At 33.5% G+C, this 22,199-nt stretch carries 22 protein-coding genes and 1 riboswitch; of the genes, 12 read left to right on the top strand and 10 right to left on the bottom strand.

Going from position 1 to position 22,199, the window contains the following annotated elements; all coding sequences use genetic code 11:
• Positions 1-132 precede the first annotated feature (132 nt).
• The 8 genes from OZP09_RS07830 (at position 133) to OZP09_RS07865 (ending at position 8,316) form a co-directional block, all read left to right on the top strand.
• Positions 133-495, top strand: coding sequence for a C1orf53 family protein (locus OZP09_RS07830; RefSeq protein ID WP_269237300.1), 363 nt, complete (start codon positions 133-135; stop codon positions 493-495).
• Positions 496-656: 161 nt separating this feature from the next.
• Positions 657-1,166, top strand: a complete 510-nt coding sequence (gene cobU, locus OZP09_RS07835; protein WP_269237301.1) for a bifunctional adenosylcobinamide kinase/adenosylcobinamide-phosphate guanylyltransferase — start codon at positions 657-659, stop codon at positions 1,164-1,166.
• A 208-nt stretch (positions 1,167-1,374) separates the two neighbouring features.
• Positions 1,375-3,054: a nicotinate-nucleotide--dimethylbenzimidazole phosphoribosyltransferase gene (cobT, locus tag OZP09_RS07840; RefSeq protein ID WP_281310571.1), complete on the top strand. Its 1,680-nt coding sequence runs from the start codon at positions 1,375-1,377 to the stop codon at positions 3,052-3,054.
• Positions 3,055-3,102: 48 nt separating this feature from the next.
• Entirely contained in the window at positions 3,103-3,540 is a 438-nt protein-coding gene (gene tnpA, locus OZP09_RS07845) for an IS200/IS605 family transposase (RefSeq protein ID WP_281310572.1), read from the top strand.
• Between the two features lie 241 nt (positions 3,541-3,781).
• Positions 3,782-4,567, top strand: coding sequence for an adenosylcobinamide-GDP ribazoletransferase (locus OZP09_RS07850; protein ID WP_269237304.1), 786 nt, complete (start codon positions 3,782-3,784; stop codon positions 4,565-4,567).
• Entirely contained in the window at positions 4,552-5,088 is a 537-nt protein-coding gene (gene cobC / locus OZP09_RS07855) for an alpha-ribazole phosphatase (RefSeq protein WP_281310573.1), read from the top strand. The genes OZP09_RS07850 and cobC overlap by 16 nt, the downstream gene beginning before the upstream one ends.
• Positions 5,089-5,155: 67 nt before the next feature.
• Positions 5,156-5,386: riboswitch (cobalamin riboswitch) on the top strand.
• Positions 5,387-5,414: 28 nt separating this feature from the next.
• The gene (locus tag OZP09_RS07860; protein WP_269237307.1) at positions 5,415-7,268 is read left to right on the top strand and encodes a TonB-dependent receptor plug domain-containing protein; all 1,854 of its coding nucleotides are present in this window, start codon (positions 5,415-5,417) and stop codon (positions 7,266-7,268) included.
• 4 nt (positions 7,269-7,272) lie between these two features.
• Entirely contained in the window at positions 7,273-8,316 is a 1,044-nt protein-coding gene (locus tag OZP09_RS07865) for a DUF5074 domain-containing protein (RefSeq protein WP_269237308.1), read from the top strand.
• Positions 8,317-8,454: 138 nt separating this feature from the next.
• On the opposite strand, the gene OZP09_RS07870 is transcribed toward OZP09_RS07865, so the two are convergent.
• The gene (locus tag OZP09_RS07870; RefSeq protein ID WP_432419452.1) at positions 8,455-8,739 is read right to left on the bottom strand and encodes a GNAT family N-acetyltransferase; all 285 of its coding nucleotides are present in this window, start codon (positions 8,737-8,739) and stop codon (positions 8,455-8,457) included.
• Between the two features lie 283 nt (positions 8,740-9,022).
• Here OZP09_RS07870 and OZP09_RS07875 point away from each other — a divergent pair, with 283 nt between their 5' ends.
• On the top strand, positions 9,023-9,679 hold the full coding sequence (locus OZP09_RS07875) for an alpha/beta hydrolase (protein WP_269237310.1): 657 nt from the start codon (positions 9,023-9,025) through the stop codon (positions 9,677-9,679).
• A gap of 313 nt (positions 9,680-9,992) precedes the next feature.
• Here OZP09_RS07875 and OZP09_RS07880 read toward each other — a convergent pair whose 3' ends face one another.
• Entirely contained in the window at positions 9,993-10,508 is a 516-nt protein-coding gene (locus OZP09_RS07880) for a DUF2892 domain-containing protein (protein ID WP_163398961.1), read from the bottom strand.
• Between the two features lie 167 nt (positions 10,509-10,675).
• On the opposite strand from OZP09_RS07880, the gene rpmH reads away from it, so the two are divergent.
• Positions 10,676-10,837 (top strand): 50S ribosomal protein L34, encoded by a 162-nt coding sequence (rpmH, locus tag OZP09_RS07885; protein ID WP_008464848.1) that lies wholly within the window; start codon positions 10,676-10,678, stop codon positions 10,835-10,837.
• Positions 10,838-10,982: 145 nt separating this feature from the next.
• Positions 10,983-13,838 (top strand): carbamoyl-phosphate synthase large subunit, encoded by a 2,856-nt coding sequence (carB, locus tag OZP09_RS07890; RefSeq protein WP_269237311.1) that lies wholly within the window; start codon positions 10,983-10,985, stop codon positions 13,836-13,838.
• A gap of 57 nt (positions 13,839-13,895) precedes the next feature.
• Here carB and OZP09_RS07895 read toward each other — a convergent pair whose 3' ends face one another.
• From OZP09_RS07895 to OZP09_RS07920, 6 genes are all read right to left on the bottom strand, one after another.
• Complete coding sequence (locus tag OZP09_RS07895; RefSeq protein WP_269237312.1) at positions 13,896-14,414, bottom strand: hypothetical protein; 519 nt, start codon at positions 14,412-14,414, stop codon at positions 13,896-13,898.
• 69 nt (positions 14,415-14,483) lie between these two features.
• Positions 14,484-14,882 carry an inner membrane protein YiaA gene (yiaA, locus tag OZP09_RS07900; RefSeq protein ID WP_269237313.1) on the bottom strand — a complete coding sequence of 133 codons (399 nt, stop codon included), beginning with the start codon at positions 14,880-14,882 and terminating at the stop codon, positions 14,484-14,486.
• Between the two features lie 171 nt (positions 14,883-15,053).
• On the bottom strand, positions 15,054-15,593 hold the full coding sequence (locus OZP09_RS07905; protein ID WP_269237314.1) for a GFO_1091 family lipoprotein: 540 nt from the start codon (positions 15,591-15,593) through the stop codon (positions 15,054-15,056).
• Positions 15,594-15,604: 11 nt separating this feature from the next.
• Positions 15,605-16,180, bottom strand: coding sequence for a DUF4252 domain-containing protein (locus tag OZP09_RS07910; RefSeq protein WP_269237315.1), 576 nt, complete (start codon positions 16,178-16,180; stop codon positions 15,605-15,607).
• 15 nt (positions 16,181-16,195) lie between these two features.
• Positions 16,196-16,654 carry a PG0215 family putative anti-sigma factor gene (locus tag OZP09_RS07915; RefSeq protein ID WP_281310574.1) on the bottom strand — a complete coding sequence of 153 codons (459 nt, stop codon included), beginning with the start codon at positions 16,652-16,654 and terminating at the stop codon, positions 16,196-16,198.
• Positions 16,641-17,150 (bottom strand): RNA polymerase sigma factor, encoded by a 510-nt coding sequence (locus OZP09_RS07920; RefSeq protein ID WP_281310575.1) that lies wholly within the window; start codon positions 17,148-17,150, stop codon positions 16,641-16,643. Before OZP09_RS07920 ends, OZP09_RS07915 begins: the two co-directional genes overlap by 14 nt.
• Positions 17,151-17,382: 232 nt before the next feature.
• On the opposite strand from OZP09_RS07920, the gene OZP09_RS07925 reads away from it, so the two are divergent.
• Positions 17,383-18,846, top strand: a complete 1,464-nt coding sequence (locus OZP09_RS07925; RefSeq protein WP_269237316.1) for a GFO_1087 family putative carboxy terminal peptidase — start codon at positions 17,383-17,385, stop codon at positions 18,844-18,846.
• Between the two features lie 76 nt (positions 18,847-18,922).
• Here OZP09_RS07925 and OZP09_RS07930 read toward each other — a convergent pair whose 3' ends face one another.
• Together OZP09_RS07930 and OZP09_RS07935 are read right to left on the bottom strand one after the other, a co-directional pair.
• On the bottom strand, positions 18,923-20,557 hold the full coding sequence (locus OZP09_RS07930) for an ABC-F family ATP-binding cassette domain-containing protein (protein ID WP_269237317.1): 1,635 nt from the start codon (positions 20,555-20,557) through the stop codon (positions 18,923-18,925).
• Positions 20,558-20,789: 232 nt separating this feature from the next.
• On the bottom strand, positions 20,790-21,965 hold the full coding sequence (locus tag OZP09_RS07935) for a GlmU family protein (RefSeq protein WP_269237318.1): 1,176 nt from the start codon (positions 21,963-21,965) through the stop codon (positions 20,790-20,792).
• Between the last annotated feature and the right edge of the window lie 234 nt (positions 21,966-22,199).

The raw sequence follows: 22,199 nt of genomic DNA on the forward strand, positions 1-22,199 counted from the left end.
TCAATGAATATGGCATCGTTATTGTTTGCCGTTCTTGCCACCTCTTATCAATAACGACAAAGGTAACGCAAATTATATTTTTTTTATCTACCTTTATTCTTACAAATTTAAACAAACCCTTTTTTACATATTATGAATAGTATAAAAACAAAAGTTTGTTCGAGCTGTGAATGCTCTTTTGGCTGCGGAAATATTTCTGCTGAAAATACTTGCTGGTGCAATGATTTTCCTCCTATTTTCAATGTTTCAGAAGGAGGAGATTGTCTTTGTCCGGAATGCTTTAAAGAAGCATGTGTTGACAAAATAGACGCTTATGTAGAAACGATTACTCCTAAAAAAGCCCTTCAAAACAAAGCGATATCTCTGCTAAAAACCGACAAAATAATTGAAGACATTGACTATTATATCGAAAATGGCAATTATGTTTTTAAAACCTGGTTTCATTTAAAAAGGGGAAGCTGCTGCGGAAATGCGTGCCGCCATTGCCCTTACTAATTTCCTGAAAAAATAAATCTTCATACATTAGCAGAATTAACAAGGTACCGATTGCGTTAGGGATAGTAGTGGAAAGCCCACAGCAAAATGAAATGAAATGGAATTTTGCGAGGACTTGAAACGAATAGCCCGACCGGAGGGAACGCCCAAAATATTAATAAATGATTTACTTAATTACCGGTGGTGAACGATCAGGAAAAAGCAGTTACGCTCAAAATCTGGCTTTACAACTTTCGAATGCACCAATTTATGTCGCTACGGCCAGAAAATGGGATGCTGATTTCCAGAACCGAATTGACCGCCACCAACAGGAACGCGACGAACGATGGACCAATATTGAGAAAGAAAAGTTTTTAAGCGAAATTGATTTTTCAGGCAAAACAGCTTTAATTGACTGTGTAACGCTTTGGCTGACCAATTTTTTTGTTGACACCAAAAATGATGTTTCATTATCACTTGAAGAAGCAAAGACTGAATTTAAAAAAATAGCGCTTCAACCTAATACGAACCTGATTATTGTAACAAACGAAATTGGAATGGGAGTTCATGCCGATACTCACATTGGCAGAAAATTTACCGAACTTCAAGGCTGGATGAATCAGTTTCTGGCGTCAAATGCCGATGAGGTTGTACTGATGGTTTCTGGGATTCCGGTCAAAATAAAAGGATAAGCAATGGCAAAAATCAATGGCAATTTCAATGGCAATGGCAATTTCAAAATCAATATCAATATCAATCAATAAATAAATTCCAACATTTTAAATTCCAAATTCCAAAGCTCTGCCTTAACTTTACATAAATTCAAACATCAAGGTTATTACAATTGATTTTTGACATTCTAATTGATATTGATTTTGACATTCTAATTGATTTTTGAAAATGAGCAATCTTGACGATATATTAAAATCACGACGTGATACCCGACATTTTACAGCCGATGAAGTTCCTGATAAGGTGATTGAAAAAGCTTTGCAGGCGGGTCACTGGGCACCTTCTGTAGGACTAACGGATGCTACGAGATATTACATCATAAAATCGGCAGAAGTAAAAAGTGCTGTTAAAAATCTGTTTTTGGATTACAATAAAAAGGCGGAAGAACTTACTGATAATCCCGAACAAAAAGAACATTACAGATCACTTAAACTCGAAGCGATTGAAGAAGCTCCAATTGGACTTATCATTGCGTATGACCGATCTGTACTAAATCAGTTTACGATTGGAACTGTTGGCAGTAACGAAGCTGTGAAATTCAGTTCGGTTTGTGCAGCTCAAAATATCTGGCTTTCGCTGACAGAACAAGGCTACGGCATGGGCTGGGTTTCGATTTTGAATTATTATCAGTTCAAAAAAATACTTGATTTACCTGAAAACATTGAACCTCTTGGTTATTTCTGCATTGGAAAACCGGCAACCAATTACGACAATCAGCCGATGCTGCAGCAATTGCACTGGAAACAAAAGTCGGAAGCACCTAATTGTATTGAAATTGAAAATGTTATTGAAAATTGTGTTTCTGATTTTGTTGTAAACCCGAAACCTGATGATAAAAACAAAACAAATTTCAGCAGACTTTTACAGGAAAAGATAGATTCGAAAACCAAGCCGGTTGGGGCTTTGGGAACTTTAGAAACCTTAGCTTTTCAACTAGGAACCGTTTTTAAAACTTTAAATCCGAAAATAATAAATCCGAATATTGTGGTTTTCGCAGCTGACCACGGAATTGCAAATCATGGAGTCAGCGTTTATCCGCAGGATGTTACCAGACAAATGATCAATAATTTTCTGGAGGGCGGTGCGGCGATTAATGTTTTTTGCAATCAGCATAATATCAAACTTTCCATAGTAGATTCCGGGGTAAATTATGATTTCCCCACCAATACCAACCTCATCAATGCGAAAATCGCCAAAGGAACCCAATCTTTTTTACATGCGCCAGCAATGAGTGATACCGAATTGAAGTTGTGCTTTGAAAAAGGAAAAGCCATTGTAGAAACTATTGCCCAAAAAGGTTCTAATTGTATTGGTTTTGGTGAAATGGGAATTGGGAATACCTCAACAGCTTCAGTCCTAATGAGTATTTTAACCGGTTTTGCTATTGAAGAATGTGTTGGAAAAGGAACTGGCGTTGCTGATGAGAAATTAATTCAGAAACAAAACCTGCTCAAAAAAGCCATTGAAAATTATTCCGGTCCAGCCGAATTAATGCAACAGCTCGCCTATTTTGGAGGTTTTGAAATCATACAAATGGCAAGCGGAATGTTGACGGCTTTCGAAAATAATATGATTATTCTGGTGGATGGTTTTATTTGTAGCGTTGCTTTTTTAATTGCTTCAAAAATGAATCCCGCAATCATACAAAATGCTGTTTTTTGCCATTGCTCTGCCGAAAAAGCACATCAAAAATTATTGAATTATCTGCAGGCAAAATCAATTTTAAATTTAGATTTGCGTCTTGGTGAAGGTACTGGCTGTGCTATTGCTTTTCCAATTTTAAAATCTGCTGAAGCTTTTTTGAACGAAATGGCGAGTTTTGAAAGTGCCGGGGTTAGCAGGAAATAAAAAAACAAGTTTTAAATTCAATACAATCTTCAAAAGCAAAATCATTATATGCCATTTACCAAAGTTTATATTCATTGTGTATGGAGTACCAAAAACAGATATCCATTTTTAGATTCTGTTGAACTACGTCAAAAAGTTTGGCGTCACATAAAAGAAAATGCTTTAAGTAAAGAAATATGCCTTGATTATATCAATGGATATTCAGATCATTGCCATTGCTTAATTTCACTAGGAAATGATCAAACTATTCAAAAAACGATACAATTATTAAAAGGAGAATCTTCCTATTGGATTAATAAAAATCAATTGACTAAAGAAAAATTTGAATGGCAGGATGAATATTTTGCAGTTTCTGTTTCAGAATCTATAGTTGACAAAGTTCGTGATTATATCAGAAATCAAGAGGAACATCATAAAAAGAAAACATTTCAGGAAGAATATGATGAATTCATGATTAAATTTGGATTTCAAAAAAAATCTAAATAAAAAATTTGGCTAAAGCCTTTCCTGAGACCTAAATTTGTACCTCCAGATAAATCTGGAGGCAATTCAAAATAATTTCGAATATTTTACCGGATAATCAGTATTAAAATTAATCCTGAATAAAATCTTATCAAAAATTAAAACAAATCAAAAATCAAATATAATTTGAATTGCCAACATCTTTAGATGTTGGAAAAAATATTGATCCACAAAAAAGGCTTTAGCCAAATTAACCACATTTAAAATGAAAAAAGAATTACATATTTTCTTTACATGCCTAATGTTTTACACCCGGATTCCATGTCCGAAAAATATCAGTCACGATCCAGAATATTTAAATAAAGCTACCCGTTATTTCCCTTTCATTGGCTGGATTGTTGGAAGCATTTCATTTCTTGCTTTTTATATTTTTTCTCTTTTTCTTTCTATAGAAACAGCTGTAATTTTAGCACTCATCGCTTCAATATTAACAACAGGTGCTTTTCACGAAGATGGCTTTGCCGATGTGTGTGATGGTTTTGGTGGAGGCTGGACGAAAGAAAAAATCCTGATGATTATGAAAGACAGTGCCATTGGCGCTTATGGTGCGATTGGCTTGGTTTTGCTTTTTTTATTGAAATTTAAATTGCTTTCAGAATCTGTTCTGCTTTTTTCTGATCACAATTATTTGATTTTCCTGCTGTTTATTTCTGCTCACTCCGTAAGTCGTTTAGCAGCAATCTCAATTATTTTTACTCATGAATATTCACGGGATGATGCTTCAAGTAAAAGTAAACCCATTGCAAAAAATCATAGCAGGAAAGAAATTTCAGGTTCTTTTTTCTTCGGACTGCTTCCGTTATTTGCACTCTCCTGTTTGCAATATGAACTGCTTTTTATTGTGATTCCGGTTTTCATAACGCGTTATTTCCTGGCCCGTTACTTTCAAAAATGGATTGGCGGCTATACAGGTGATTGTCTCGGTGCGACACAGCAGGTTTGCGAAGCGGTTTATTATTTAAGCATTCTTTTGATATGGAAATTTATTTAGTCCGTCATACCGAAACGATCTGTGAAAAAGGAATCTGCTACGGACAATCTGATGTCGATATTGTTGAACCTTTTGATACTGTTTTTAAAAACATCCTTTCGCATTTACCCTCAGAGGCAATGATATTTTCCAGTCCGCTGAAGCGGTGTGTAACTTTGGCAAAATACATCCAAAACCACATAAAAACCATCTCTTACGAAGAAGACAAACGCCTCATGGAAATGAATTTTGGCGATTGGGAAATGAAAAACTGGGATAATATTCCACCCGAACAACTTAATCCCTGGATGGAAGATTTCGTGAACATCCAGGTTTCAAACGGGGAATCTTTTATGGATTTACATCAAAGGACCGGTGATTTTTTATCCGAAAAAGAATCAAAAAAAATAAATTATCCTATTATTATATTGACTCATGCAGGCATCATCAGGAGCTTTTTATGCCACAATTCTTCACTGCCTTTGAAAGATGCTTTTCAAAACAAAGTAGCTTTTGGAGAGGTTATCAAAATAGATTTTTAAAGTTATCATATTTTATAATTTCTTTTAAAAGATAAAACAAATTTGCCTTTTAGATATTTTTAACTTTATCTTTGCAGCCAATTAAGGTTGTGTTTTAATTACCAAAACACATTAAAAGGGAATCAAGTCACTGATTTTAAATTATTTAAAATCATAAATCTTGAGCTGTACCCGCAACTGTAAGCTTAGTTCTTTTTAAAGAATGCTTGTTGTTCTCTACAAACCACTGTCATTTTCATGATGGGAAGGTAAACAACAAGACGCAAGCCAGGAGACCTGCCTTATGTAACCAATATCGAACTCTCGGGAAAAAGAGTGTAGAAATTATGATTTTTAAAAAACGTTTTACTTTTTGCTTTCTGCTTTTGTGCCAGATTATTTCGGCACAGCATGATTCTATTACAAAATTAAAGGAAGTTTTGGTGTCCGACTCTAATCTTAAGAAGTACTCCGATTCTCAGTCTGTTATAAAACTCAATGATTCGATTATCAATAAAAACGAGGCTTTATTGACCGATTTATTAAACTTCAATTCAACACTTTATTTTAAAGAATACGGACGCGGAATGCTTTCTACGGTTTCTTTTAGAGGAACAACTTCCTCTCAGACAGCTGTGATTTGGAACGGTATCAACATAAATTCCCAAATGAACGGAAGCACTGATTTTAATACAATTTCAGGTTCTGATTATAATTCAGTAAGTGTAAAAGCGGGCGGCGGGGCCGTAATCTATGGCAGTGGAGCTATTGGAGGAACAGTACATTTAAATAGCAATTTAGACTTTTATAATCGTTTTGAGAATAATTTAAAACTAGATTACGGAAGTTTCAATACAATTGGGATTAATTATAAAACCAATATTTCTAATGAAAAATGGAGTGCTCAGATTGGTTTTTCCAACAACAGTTCTACAAACGATTACAATTACCTGAATAAATACACGTGGAAAGGAGAACAGCGCTGGAACCGAAATGGTGAATACAATATTTTTACAATGAGTGCCAATTTAGGTTACAAACTTAATGCAAAGCACATACTTAAATTATACAGTCAAACATCCAATACAGACCGAAACACTTCTTTAATTACAGAAAGTGAAACCCCAAGTAAATACATCAATGGTTTCAATAGAAATTTATTAGAATACGAGGGTAGTTTTGGCAAACTCACCGCAAATCTCAAAACTGCATACATATTCGAAAACTATCAATATTATGCCGACAATTCAACAAACAATTATACTTACGGAAAAACAGAGAGCTTAATTACAAAGGCTGATTTTGGTTACAGTCTGTTTAAATCAACTCAGATAAACGCGATTGTAGATTACAATAAAACCACAGGAACAGGAAGCGGTTTTGGAACCAATACCCGTGAAATCAGTTCCGCATCTTTATTGATAAAACAGAATATTTCTGCTAATTGGATAAATGAATTTGGTGTTCGAAAAGAATTCACAGACAATTACAAATCGCCAGTTTTATTTTCCTTAGGTTCTTCTTATCAATTTGGGAAATTATATAATTTGAAATTGAATCTGTCACGTAATTTCAGAATCCCGACCTTTAATGATTTATATTGGGAACCAGGCGGAAATCGTGATTTAAAACCTGAAAGTTCCTATCAGGCTGAAATAGGAAATGTATTTACATTCAGCAATATTACACTAACCCAGACTTTTTATTACATCAAAATAAATGATTTATTACAATGGGTTCCAGGCAATAATGGTATCTGGACTCCCCAAAACACAGATAAGGTAAACAGTTACGGAGCTGAAACTTTACTAAGCTGGCAAAAACAATTTAGAAAAAATATTTTTGCGATTAATGCAACCTACGCACATACTATTTCTGAAAATATTGATACCAAAAAACAGCTCTTTTTTGTTCCTTTTGACAAGACTACAGCAACATTCACTTATTCAAGAAATAGAATTTCTGCCAATTATCAATTTTTATATAACGGTTTTGTTTATACAAGAGAAGATAATAATCCTGATGAAATAATTAAAGACTATATGATTTCAAATATAGGGGTAGATTATGATTTTAAATTTCTTAACTCTTTCAAATTAGGCTTTCAGGTACTGAACATATTTAATGAAGTTTATGAAAGTCTCGAAAACAGACCTATGCCAGGTCGCAATTTTAATATGTATTTAATCTTAAAATTTTAATATAATGAAGTTTAGCAAATTATTTTTAATAGCACTTAGTGCGTCAGTGTTGATTTCCTGTTCTAATGACGAAGAAGAATTTAAAGAGCCAAAAGGTGTTTATGACAATGGGCTTTTTATTTTGAATGAAGGAAGCGAAGCTCAGGGGAGTATTTCTTTTTTAAGTAATGATTTAATTACATTTAAAAAAGAAATATATGGTCCCGCAAACAATGACGATATACCAGGTGGTTATTTACAAAACATTTTTTTTGACGGAGATAATGCCTATATAATCTCAGGAGGTTCTGATGTAATTAATGTAGTTAACAGATACACTTTTAAACTTGTAGATAAAATAGAAACAGGTCTTGAAAATCCAAGATATGGCGTGGTAAAAGACGGGAAAGCTTATGTAACAAATGCAAATACATATGGTTCAACTAAAAATCCTGCTGGATACACGGATGATTATGTCGCTATTATCGACTTAAAAACCAATAAGTATGAATCTAAAATTGATTTGAATGCAACAGGCAATCGTTTGGTTTTAGAAAATGGAAAACTATACATTACAGAACCTTACGACAGTACTAAATTATTGATTATCAACATTGCAACCAAAACACTTGAAACTCCTATTGAAATTGGCTCCAATGCTAATTGCATTGAAGAAGAAAATGGCTCGTTGTATATCTTAAGAGCTCCTTATACGGATCGAAGCGAAATTGTAAAAGTAAAATTATCTGATAAATCGCTTTCTAAAATCACTTTCCCTGAAACATTAGACGGAGCTGGATTTATGGATATAGAAGATGACAAAGTATATTATACTGTAGGAAGTTCAATATATGCAATCAATACTAATGCAACAGCGGCTTCAACTACTCCAATTACTACATCTTCCGCAAGTTATGTTTATGGATTTGCTGTAAATGACAATCGTATTTACATCGCTCATGGAGATTTTAAAAAAGACGGTTCAGCTTACATTTATGATTTAAGTGGAAATTTACTAAAAGAATTAACAACTGGTATAGGAACAAACGGTTTTTACTTTAATGATTAATAAACTCTTGACAAACACAGATAAGGAGAAATAAAAAAATAATTACCAATTAGTTAATTTTGTTTTTTAAATTGTTTTTGGAAAAAAGGCTTTCATAATCTGAAAGCCTTTTTACGTTTGTATTTATGAGTTGAAATTTTAAATCCTGATTCCTGGCGGAAGCAATTCCTTATATTTTGGGTTTTTCTTAAAAAAAACAGCAATTTTTGGATGAATTGGAACCACCCTGAATTTTTTCTCTGTACTCAGTTCCATTATATTTTTAAGCAAAACATCTATGATTGGATGATTTTCAAAATTTTCAGGGGTATTGATTTTAGTTAAAAAAATCTTTTTTTCCTGAAATGAATATTCAACACTCAATAAACCTTCAGGTACTGTAGCTTCAAATTGTCTCGCAAAAGTGTTGTCTTTAATTTCCATTACGGTAGGTTCCATATTTATCATGTTTTTGGGGTTAATAAAAAATATTAGAAAAAGAACGTGAAAATAACTTCAGATAAAATGCTTAATTAAAAGCTTTCATCAGTAAAAATTCAGACTACAAAGATAATCATTTGATTTTCAATACAACACATTTTCTTTAGATATATAAAATGATTAACTCAACGATAATTTAATAATTCTATCCGAATTAAGTTCTAAGATTTGCCTCACATACAAGTAAAAGAGGTAATTTTAGCACATAATTAAAAACCTCTGGAAAATGAGTAAGATTCCTGTTTATTTTATGCCCGGATTAGCTGCTAGTCCAACCATTTTCGAAAGAATCAAATTAGATGAAACTGTTTTTGAAACCTTTCTACTGGAATGGGAAATCCCAAATTTAAAAGAGCCATTATCTGATTATGCCCTCCGAATCACAAAAAACATTAAACATAAAAATCCGGTTTTAATTGGTGTTTCCTTTGGCGGAATTTTGGTTCAGGAAATGGCCAGACATATCGAAGCCCGAAAAGTTATTATTATTTCGAGTGTTAGATGCAATGCTGAATTTCCCAGAAGAATGAAAATCGGGAAAACCACAAAAGCGTACAGACTGATTCCGATGAAACTTATTTTGAATATTGAGAATCTTGCCAAATATTCTTTTGGAGAAAAAATCAACAAACGTATTAAGTTATACGAGAAATTTTTAGCAGTTCGCGATCTAAATTATCTACAATGGGCAGTTGAGTCTGTGATTTGTTGGGACAGAAATCAAATTGACGAGAAAGTAATTCATATTCATGGCGATCAGGATGATGTATTTCCTATAAAATATATCAATAAATGCATTGTTGTAAAAGGCGGCACACACATTATGATTCTGAATAAATACAAATGGCTGAATGAGAATTTGCCTTCTATTATATTAGAGTAGAAATTCCAAATTTTAAATCCCAACTATTTGTCGGTTAAAATCTTTGTTAGAGTTTTAAACTTTGAAAAAATCTGTTTGCATTAAGGAATAAACACAATCGTTATTTCTCCTCCTTACACCAAAATGACATAAATTAAGAAATCATTGTTTCTTATAAAACCTAAAGTCCTAGCCCTGATAGAAGCGGTATCCTTTTATGGCGGGGTTCGCCATAAAAGATACAAGTGGATAGCAGGAAACAGCTTCAAAAAAAAATCCCAAACTCCATTAAAAATTGGAATTTGGGATTTAGAATATTGTATTTTTAGAAAATTTAGATTTTCTTCATCTGTTCTTTCATCATAGAGATCTGCTCTTTCAGCATTCCCTGCTTGTCTAATTTTTTAGCTTCATTTAAAAGATTGGTTGCTTCCAATTTTCTTCTGCGTGACATGGCTACTCCTGCAAGATTAAGTTTAGCAACTGCTAAATCCATATCCATCGACAGACCAAGTTCGATTGCTTTTTTGAAATGCTTTTCAGCCTGGTTGATATTAGTCTGAGACAACATAATTCCGTGTAGGTAATTAAAGTATCCCTGTTGTTTTCGTACCAATGCAGCTTCAGGATTTTTAATGTATGCCAGCCATTTTTTTGCCCCTTCAAAGTCTTGTTTTCTCAGTTTAAGGAAGGCTAAAAGAATAAATTCATTTTTAAAGTATAAAAAAACCGGAATTGCAGTCAGCAAAATAAGAAAAATTCCATTCCCGATATTGCTCTCTGTAAATTGCCAAATGCCAGCGACTACAAGAAGTCCGGCTAAAATAAGTTTAATATTTTTATGAAACATAATAGGTGTATATTTGTGACTGCAAATATAGTAAAATGAATTAAAAATATTTTTATTAAAGTACTTGCCAGAAAAAAAAGTCTTTGTATATTTGCACTCGGTTTTTGAATAACGATATCCAAAACCAAGAAAGAGTTAATAGATACCATTTTTAAAGATACAAAGCAATGAGCAAAAGAACGTTTCAACCATCGAAAAGAAAAAGAAGAAATAAGCACGGATTTATGGACAGAATGGCCTCTGCGAATGGAAGAAAAGTTCTAGCGCGTAGAAGAGCAAAAGGAAGACATAAATTAACTGTTTCTAGCGAACCTAGACACAAAAAATAATGTTTGTATAAACATACATAAGGCGATTACTTTTTTAGTATCGCCTTTTTTTATACCTTGTCGGTAAAAATTTTCTCAACATTCTAGTTTATAGCACACTAGAAACGTTTTTTAAAATCTTAAACAACTACTCAATACATACAAAATGCCTAAAGACACATCAATAAAATCAGTTTTAATCATAGGTTCAGGACCTATTGTTATTGGCCAGGCTTGCGAATTCGATTATGCAGGATCTCAATCTGCACGCTCGATTCGTGAAGAAGGAATTGAAGTTATCTTGATCAACTCAAATCCAGCAACAATTATGACCGACCCCTCTATGGCCGATCATATTTATTTGAAACCATTAACAACAAAATCGATTATTGAGATTCTGAAGGAACATCCACAAATTGATGCTGTTTTACCTACAATGGGAGGTCAGACTGCTCTAAACTTGTGCCTGGAAGCTGATGAAAAAGGAATCTGGCAGGATTTCGGAGTAAGATTAATAGGTGTTGATGTTAATGCAATTAATATTACAGAAGACAGAGAGCAGTTTAAACAACTTTTACAAAAAATTAATGTTCCAACTGCACCTGCAAAAACAGCGACTTCGTATTTAGAAGGAAAAGAGATCGCTCAGGAATTTGGTTTCCCGCTTGTAATCCGTCCTTCGTTTACACTTGGAGGAACCGGAGCAGCTGTGGTTTACAAAAAAGAAGATTTTGATGAGCTTTTAACTCGCGGACTTGAAGCCTCTCCAATTCACGAAGTTTTGATAGACAAAGCTTTAATGGGATGGAAAGAATATGAGTTAGAGCTTCTAAGAGATAAAAATGACAACGTTGTAATTATTTGTTCTATCGAAAACATGGATCCAATGGGAATCCACACTGGAGATTCGATTACAGTAGCACCAGCGATGACATTATCAGATACCACTTTCCAAAAGTTACGTGACTACGCTATCTTGATGATGAGAAGTATCGGAAACTTTGCAGGAGGTTGTAACGTACAATTTGCAGTTTCTCCAGACGAAAAAGAAGACATCGTTGCTATCGAGATTAACCCTCGTGTATCTCGTTCTTCTGCTTTAGCATCAAAAGCTACGGGTTATCCAATCGCTAAAATCGCTTCAAAATTAGCTTTAGGATACAACTTAGATGAATTACAAAATCAAATTACAAAATCTACTTCGGCTCTTTTTGAACCAACTTTAGATTATGTAATTGTGAAAATACCACGTTGGAACTTCGATAAATTTGAAGGTTCAGACAGAACTTTAGGTCTTCAGATGAAATCGGTTGGGGAGGTTATGGGAATCGGACGTTCATTCCAGGAAGCGCTTCACAAAGCCACTCAGTCTTTAGAGATTAAGAGAAATGGTTTAGGTGCTGACGGAAAAGGATACAAAGATTACGAATTAATCATCGATAAACTGACTCACGCAAGCTGGGATCGCGTTTTTGTAATTTACGATGCAATTGCAATGGGAATTCCGTTGAGTACCATTCACGAAATTACAAGAATCGATATGTGGTTCTTAAAACAATATGAAGAACTTTATACTTTAGAAAAAGAAATCTCAAAATATAAAGTTGGGGATCTTCCTAAAGAATTATTACTTGAAGCAAAACAAAAAGGTTTTGCTGACAGACAATTAGCGCACATGATGAGCTGTCTTGAAAGTGAAGTTCACACTTTACGAACAGACATGAACATCAACCGTGTGTTTAAATTAGTAGATACTTGTGCGGCTGAATTTAAAGCACAGACTCCTTATTACTATTCAACTTTTGAAGCTGAAATCGAAAAAGCAAACGGAGAACGTTTTGTAGATAACGAAAGTATCGTAACAGACAAAAAGAAAGTAATCGTATTAGGTTCCGGACCAAACAGGATCGGACAAGGAATCGAGTTTGATTACTCTTGTGTTCACGGCGTTTTAGCAGCAAAAGAATGCGGTTACGAAACGATCATGATCAACTGTAATCCTGAAACGGTTTCTACAGATTTTGATACGGCTGATAAATTATACTTCGAACCAGTTTTCTGGGAGCATATTTATGACATTATCCAACACGAAAAACCGGAAGGTGTAATCGTGCAGTTAGGAGGTCAAACAGCCCTTAAGTTAGCTGAGAAATTGTCTAAATACGGTGTAAAAATTATCGGAACAAGTTTTGATGCACTTGACTTAGCAGAAGACAGAGGAAGATTCTCAGATTTATTAACCGAATTAAACATTCCTTTCCCAAGATTTGGAATCGCTGAAACGGCTGATGAAGCTTCAAAATTAGCTGATACATTAGATTTCCCTCTTTTAATCCGTCCTTCTTATGTATTAGGAGGTCAGGGAATGAAAATCGTAATCAACAAAAAAGAACTTGAAGAGCACGTTATCGATTTGCTGAAAGCGATTCCAGGAAACAAATTGCTTCTAGATCACTATTTAGCCGGAGCAATTGAAGCTGAAGCTGATGCGATCTGTGATGCTGATGGAAATGTTTACATCATCGGAATTATGGAGCACATCGAGCCTTGCGGAGTTCACTCTGGAGATAGTAACGCAACATTGCCTCCTTTCAATTTAGGGGAATTTGTAATGCAGCAAATTAAAGATCACACACATAAAATTGCAAGAGCTTTAAAAACAGTTGGATTAATCAACATCCAGTTTGCGATTAAAGATGATACAGTTTACATTATCGAGGCAAACCCTAGAGCTTCCAGAACAGTTCCTTTCATTGCAAAAGCTTACGGAGAACCTTATGTAAACTATGCTACAAAAGTAATGTTAGGCCACAGCAAAGTAACCGACTTTGATTTCAACCCGCAATTAAACGGTTATGCGATCAAGCAGCCTGTTTTCTCTTTCAGCAAATTCCCAAATGTAAACAAAGCATTAGGACCAGAAATGAAATCAACAGGAGAAAGTATCTTGTTTATTGATGACTTAAAAGACGATCAATTTTACGAATTGTACTCTAGAAGAAAAATGTATTTGAGTAAATAATCTCAAATTCTATTATAAAAGAAAAGCTCCAATTTAAATTGGAGCTTTTTTAATTTTCTAATTATTTTTATAATAAGAATTCTTAGCATTTTCATAATTAAAATATCTTTCTTCATTTGCTACCCATGAAAAATTTAAACCGATATTTTCATTGTACTCTTTCTTATTGCTGTAATTCCCGAAAAATTTTTCTTCATCAAGTACAATTGAATCTTTTTTAATTTTCCCATTAATCACTGCAATATAAAAATTATCATCTGGGAGGTCTGCCCATTCTGTGTAATATTCAATTGAAAAATTTTCTAATTGATATGTTTCGATAATATCAATTATAGAGTTAATGCTTTGCTCGCTCTCTGATGAACTTCCCATTATGTTATAAAATGGAAGTGATTTTAAATATTCTATATATTCAATAATAGTATCAAAATTATCGGCTTCTTTGATAAAATATTGAATTGTATTTCCGTCGATTTTTAGAGGTATAATTACCACATCATTTTCTAAGAAATGAATTAAGTTTTTATTGTATTTATATTTTTTATCTGTTACAATTGCACAAATTTTTTGTCCCATAAAACGGTCATTTATAAATTAAAAAAAAGCTTCAATAATTTGAAGCTTTTTATCTATCTATTTCTGAATTTATTCACCTTGTCCAAAATTCATATTATCCCTAGTGTTTTTTTGCACTGAAATTGCCCCAAATAACGCTAATAAAAATGCAAAAGCATAAAACCCTTTTTCACTAGGCAAAATCGTTGCATTCCATAATCCAACAACTAAAAGAACAATTGAAAGTAATGTTCCGAACCAGCAGATTCCGTAATAGATGTCTGTAACAGGTAAATTTTCAAGCCTGTCTCTTACACTTTTTTGCAAAGAAACTACGGCAAATAAACCGAACATTAGAACTGTAAAATAGTATCCTTTTTCGTTTAATAACATTTCTGCTCTTGCTAGTCCAACGATAAAACCGATTGTTCCTGCTCCAAGGGCGACCCAAGATGCCGCAATAAAGGCATTTGAAGTTTTTTGTATCATATTGATTCTGGTTAAATTAGATTTCTGAGATTTTTGTTTATCTCAGTTCGTAAATGTAATTAAATTTGATTGATGGCAAAATGAAAACACAAACTAATTAACAGGCATAATCCTGTTATAAAAAAAGCTCCATATAAAATAGGAGCTTTTTGATTGCAAGAATAAGATGTATTATTTTTTAAGTAACTGCTGTAAAGGCTTCAACTGTTCCATATCAATTTTGGATTCTTTCAAAACCGACATCAAAGTCATGATGTTATTGGGATTCATATTTTTTCCTAAAACACGCACAATAGCAAAACCGTTTTCTTTTCTGTTTGCAAAAACGACAAATTCTTCAATATTTTCATCGGTACCGACAAAACTCACAGAAGCACCATCTTTACCAGAACCAACCTTCATCAATTCCTGATATTTAGGATTTTTCAAAAGAGATTTTACTTTTGCCCTTTCTTGCTCAAATTGTGTTTGATTTTTATCATTTGCCTTAAAAGCCAGAATATTCATTTTATCAAACGAATTCAAAGCTTCGGTTTGTTCAGACGATAATTTTGTTTTATCAACATTTAAAATACTGGGTGAAACATCAAGCGCAATAAAATCTTTATTCTCCGTATTCTCTACAAAATATTTTTGCAAAGAAGGCTCAGAATTACAACTTGTAAAAATCAGCAATATTAAAAGAACTGAGGTAAAAATACTAGCTTTCATATTTATTGGATTTATTTTTTGCCTTTAGAAGCTTTTTTTAAGTCGGTACCTCCAGGCAATTTCATTTTGTCTGTAAGGACAGCAATTTCATTTAAATCAAAGTTTCCCGTTAAGGACAACAAAACTGTATCTTCATTTTTTGCACCATCAATAAACATAAACAGTTCTTTTATTTTAGTATCCGAAGCACCCGACTTAACATATATCTTTACATTTTTTCCGCTATCATTAATACGCATCAATTCTTCCAGATTTGCTGTTTTGATGTATTTATCAGCTGAAAGTTTCATGTCAGCTTCAATTTTTGCGTTCTTTGTGGTAAACACTTTTAAATTGTCAAGCTTTTTAATAAGATTCATGTATTGCTGGGTCTCTTTATCAGAAGGATCCACTTTTACCTTACTCATTATGTCAAACATTTTTTTGTTTACAATAACTGAAGTCACATCATCCTGTCCGTCAAATTTATCAAAAGTACTCTGCGCATAAAAGGTATGGCTGATTAGTGTAAAAACTATGGTTATGATTAAATTTTTAACCATTCCTTTTTTACTCTCTTTTCTATATTCCTTAATCGTTGATTTCATTTCTATATTTTTTAATTATTGTTTAAAAACTTTATTTTTTGATTGTTCGTATTCTTTAATGTATTGTACACTTTCAATACCTACATTAACATGGTTTGACAATAGGGCCAAAGCTTTTTGCGTTTCGGCAAAGGCTTTTTCCGGATTATCATAAGTCCCTAATTCTGATTGGGCTACAACAGGTGTTGTACTTTTTTTGCTCAAATAAAAAAAGGTTCCAATTCCGAGTAAAACAACAGCAGAAGCCGCAATTGATAACCACGCCACATTTCGTTTTTTAGTTTGTAGTGGAATTTCCTGCATTGACCTTTGTTCTTTTACCTGAGAGAAATAACCAAACATAGATTTGTATTGCTCCAAATGCTGCGCAACATCTGAAGAAGAAAAGTATTCTTTTAAGTCATTTTCTTCAGCAATAGTAGTTTCTCCCTGAAAGTATTTTTCTAATATTTTTTCTATTTTATTTAATTCCATATCCGTGTGTATTAACCATGGCTTCCCGTATTTTTTTTCTTGCTCTTGAAAGTGCTACCCTGATAGCTGTTTCATTCATATTGACAATCTTGGCAATTTCATCAAACTCATATTGCTCAACATCGCGTAGCTGAATTAGGATCTGTAGCTGCTCAGGCAATTGGCTTATTATTTTTTCAACCCACTCTAAATTATCCGAATCTTCTAGTTTTTTATCCAATAGAGGTTCACGATCCGTAAAATTATTATGCACTATTTTAAGATTATCTGCTCTTTTAGACTTTAACTGATCGAGACAATAATTTTTTGTCATGGTCATCGCTACTGCTTCGATACTGTTATAAGTGGCTAAATTGTCTTTTTTGTTCCATAATTTCACCATTACTTCCTGAGTTGCATCTTCAGCTTCTTCAGTGCTGGTTAATAATCTCTTTGCCAGACGAAAAACTTTGTCTTTAAAAGGATTTATTACTTCTATAAATGCAACCTGGTTCATATTTTACTATTAATGATGAGTCTTAGGCAATTCTTCACATATTTCGATCAATACTTAACCAAATTATATTAAAAAAACAAACATTTTGATCGGTTCATATTATCAAGACGAGTCACTATTATTTTTGTTACAAAGTAAGCTTAAAAAAATATTGTAAAAAAAACTGCACATTTATTATAGTTAAAACTAAAGGTACTATTTTTACGTATATTCTATATTGAAACCTTGTTTTATGAAAAAAGTATCGAGAATTTTAGTTTTAATGTTTTTAACAGCATTTAGCCTGCAGTCTTGTGAAGACAGCGATGATATTGCTTCACCGAAAGACTTACAAATAAATAATTTTATATGGAGAGGACTGAATGAGGTTTATTTATGGCAAGCCGATGTTCCAAATTTAGCTGACAACCGTTTTGCCAGTCAGGAAGATTTTAATGCATTTTTGAAAGGATATTCAAAACCGGAAGATTTATTTCAGGATTTATTAAACAAGCCAGAAAGCAAATACCCTAATGGAGGCGCTATAGATCGTTTTAGCTGGATTGTTGATGACTATAGTGTTTTAGAACAGGAATTAAATGGAATTACGAAAAACTCCGGTATTGATTTCAGGCTGAGTTACATTGAAGAAGGATCAGACAATTTAGTAGGATACGTTAGGTATATAATTCCTAATTCAGACGCTTCAAAAAAAGATATAAAACGCGGAGATTTATTCACAAAGGTTAACGGCATACAGCTTACAGTTTCAAATTATCAAAAACTATTATTAGATTCAGATAGTTACACTTTAAGTTTAGCCGGATTTAATGATAGCGGTGCTATTGTTTTAAATGGAAAATCAGTATCGCTTACTAAAACTACTTTAGAAGAAAATCCAATTCTAATAAATAAAGTAATTTCTTCAGGAAATCATTCAATTGGTTACTTAATGTATAATGGCTTTTATAATGAATACGACGATGCTTTGAATCAGGCTTTCTCACAATTAAAAACATCAGGAATCACAGATTTAGTTTTGGATCTAAGATATAATGGCGGAGGAGATGTTCATTCATCAACACTTTTAGCAAGTATGATTACAGGGCAATTTAAAGGACAAGTATTCTCTCAAAGACAATATAACCCAAAACAAATGGCACTTATAAATGAAGAGGATTTAGAATCATTAAAGGAAAGATTTACTAATAAAACAAATTCTGGAGCCGCATTAAACAGTTTAAATTTAAACACAATATACATTATAACAACAGACAACACAGCTTCTGCTAGTGAATTGATTATAAATGGATTAAAACCCTACGTTAATGTGATTCAAATTGGCGAAACAACTGTAGGTAAAAACGTTGGTTCTAATACGATTTATGACTCGCCTTCATTCTCAAAAGCAAAAATAAATCCTACCCATAAATACGCGATGCAGCCATTGACTTTTAAAATAACAAATGCGGACAATTTTGGAGATTACACAGCAGGATTGGCACCTACTTTCGCACAAGAAGAACGTGTTCGAACTTATGGCGTTTTAGGAGACCCATCAGAACCATTGTTAAATCTCGCTATCTCAAGAATTACAGGTTCAGCATCAAAAAGAGTACAATCAGAAAAAGGCCCAGCTCTTCCTTATTTCGCAGATTCAAAATCAATGCGCCGTTTTGGAAGAGAAATGTATATAGATAGCCCCTTAAAAAATTAGAATAAAATACACTGAAAAATTAAATGCCCCAAAGTCAAATACTATTGGGGCATTTTTATTTGAAAAAATCTAGTTATTACTTTTCAATTTCTCTCATTGAATCCATCTTCTTATGTGCTAAGAAACCGGCAACATCTTCAAAATGTTCTTTTACACGTTTGTTTCCAAATTCGAAAACTTTAGTTGCTAATCCGTCAAGGAAATCACGGTCGTGAGAAACCAGGATTAATGTTCCGTCAAAATCACGCAATGCATCTTTGATAATATCTTTAGTTTTCATATCAAGGTGATTTGAAGGCTCATCCAGAATTAACAAGTTAACAGGTTCCAACAATAATTTAATCATTGCCAGACGCGTTTTTTCGCCTCCTGAGAGTACTTTTACTTTTTTTGTAATATCGTCACCCTGAAACATGAACGCCCCTAAGATGTTTTTGATCTGCGTTCTGATATCTCCAACGGCAATAGCATCAATAGTCTCAAAAATGGTAGCATTTTCATCCAACAATGCTGCCTGATTTTGAGCAAAATATCCAATTTGTGCATTATGTCCAATTTCGACACTTCCGGAATCAACACCTATCTCTTTCATAATCGCCTTGATCATGGTTGATTTTCCTTCACCATTTTTTCCAACAAAAGCTACTTTCTGACCTCTTTCAATCACAATATTAGCATCTTTAAAAACTACATGATCGCCATACGATTTTGACATTTCTTTTACTATAACAGGATATTGTCCAGAACGTGCAGCCGGTGGGAATTTTAATCGCAATGCAGAAGTATCGACCTCATCAACCTGAATGATTTCTAGTTTTTCTAACATTTTTACACGAGACTGAACAGCATCTGTTTTCGAAAAAGTCCCACGAAATCTATCAATAAAAGCCTGATTATCTGCTATGAATTTCTGTTGTTCGTCGTACGCTTTTTGCTGATGTATTCGTCTGTCTTTTCTGAGTTCCAAATAATGGGAATATTTGGCCTTGTAATCGTAAATTCTACCCATCGTTACTTCAATAGTACGATTGGTAATATTATCTACGAAAGCTCTATCGTGTGAAATTACCACAACTGCTTTTGCCTGATTTAAAAGAAATTCTTCCAGCCATTGAATACTTTCAATATCCATGTGGTTGGTAGGTTCATCTAAAAGAATCAAATCCGGTTTTCTTAATAAAATCTTAGCCAGTTCGATACGCATTCTCCATCCTCCTGAAAATTCAGAAGTCTGGCGTGTAAAATCTTCTCTTTCAAATCCTAACCCAACTAATATTTTTTCTACTTCAGCTTCATAATTTACTTCTTCAATCGCATAGAATTTCTCACTTAAATCAGAAACTCTCTCAATTAATTTCATGTAAGCATCACTTTCATAATCGGTACGAATAGTTAACTGCTCGTTTATTTCATCGATTTCTGCTTTCATACTGAAAATCTCACCAAAAGCTTTTGACGCTTCTTCCATAACAGTTGCACCGTCTTCTGTAAGCAAGTGTTGAGGAAGATAAGCAACAACAGCTTCTTTAGGCGCAGAAATATTTCCGGTAGAAGGCTTACTTTGACCTGCAATTATTTTTAAAAGTGTCGATTTTCCCGCACCATTTTTACCCATAAGGGCAATTTTATCATTTTCATTGATAGCAAAAGAAACATCGCTAAATAATGTAGTTCCACCAAACTGAACCGAAATATCGTTAACTGTAATCATGTTAGACTTTAGATTTTAGACTGCTTAGACTTTTAATTTTCTGCACAGGTATTTTTTTGAAGCCGCAAAGATAGATTTTAATTAGATAATGTGCCAATTTGAGAATTAGATAATTTGAGAATGCAACAATTAGACAATTATCTGAATTTGTAAAAAAATAAAACCCTATAGATTTTAACAATCTGTCGGGTTTACAAAAATTATCTCATTGATTAATTATCTCATTGACTCATTAATCTTTTCTCCATTTTTTAGTTTGTTCAAAAACATGTTCTAAGATAGCAGCTTCAGTTTCATCAAATTCGATATTTCTTCTTCCCATAACCAGTTTAGCCGTTTCAAAAGCTTTTTTGGTTATGTATGTTGTAAAACCTGATGCTCCACCCCATGAAAAACTCGGAACAAAATTGCGCGGAAAGCCAGATCCAAAAATATTGGCACTCACCCCTACTACTGTACCGGTATTAAACATCGTATTTATACCGCATTTACTGTGGTCCCCCATCATTAAACCACAAAACTGAAGTCCTGTTTTAGCGAAACCTTCTGTTTCGTAACTCCATAATTTTACTTCTTCATAATTATTTTTCAGGTTTGAATTATTACTGTCAGCCCCAATATTACACCATTCACCTAAAACAGAATCGCCCAAAAAACCATCATGCCCCTTATTTGAATTCGCAAAAAGAACAGCGTTTTTAACTTCCCCTCCTATTCTGGATCCTGGTCCAACCGTTGTGGCTCCATACACTTTTGCATTCAGTTTAACCTGTGCATTTTCGCATAGAGCAAAAGGGCCACGAATTACGGTTCCCTCCATAATTTCAGCATTCTTACCTATATATATTGGTCCGGTTGAGGCATTTAAAGTTACAAATTCCAGTTTTGCCCCTTCTTCAATAAAAATGTTTTCTGGAGAAATAACATTGACACTTTTCGGAATAGGCTGTGATTTTCGATCTTCAGTTACATAATCAAAGTCGGCGCGAATGGCAGCATCATTTTTAGAGAAAATATCCCATGTATGTTCAACGGTTAAACATTCCTGATCGTAATAAATAATTTCATACGAATCAAAATCAACCTCGTCCTGATTTTCAGTTGTAAAAAAAGCGATAACGTCATCCCCTTTAAAGATTGCCTGATTTTCCTTTAAATCAGAAATCATATCTACAAGCGTATCATTTGGTAAATACGCAGCATTTATCATAATATTTTCCTCCATCTCCACCATTGGAAATTTAGCAGATAAATATTCTTCTGTAATTGTAGTAATAGTCGACCCCAAACGCGCCTCCCATTTTTGACGAATCGTCATAATTCCGATTAGAATATCAGCCACAGGTCTTGTAAAAGTAAAAGGTAATAAAGCATTCCGAACGGGACCGTCAAAAAGGATGTAGTTCATAAAGAATAAATTTGGTACTTGTTAAAATCTTGATTTGGTTATCAGGGTCAAAGTTACAAATATTTTATTTGTGGCATTTATACTATAGTGGTACAGACTGTTTTTTTATCGCAAAAAACCGCAAAGGCTAAACACACAAAGGTTTGCAAAGAATTATTATTGAGTTCAGATCCACTAGCTATAGGAATTACACAAATCTTAGTATTACTTACAATTAAATCTCAGCATAAAAAA

Source organism: Flavobacterium flavigenum (genome assembly GCF_027111255.2).
GTDB lineage: Bacteria > Bacteroidota > Bacteroidia > Flavobacteriales > Flavobacteriaceae > Flavobacterium > Flavobacterium flavigenum.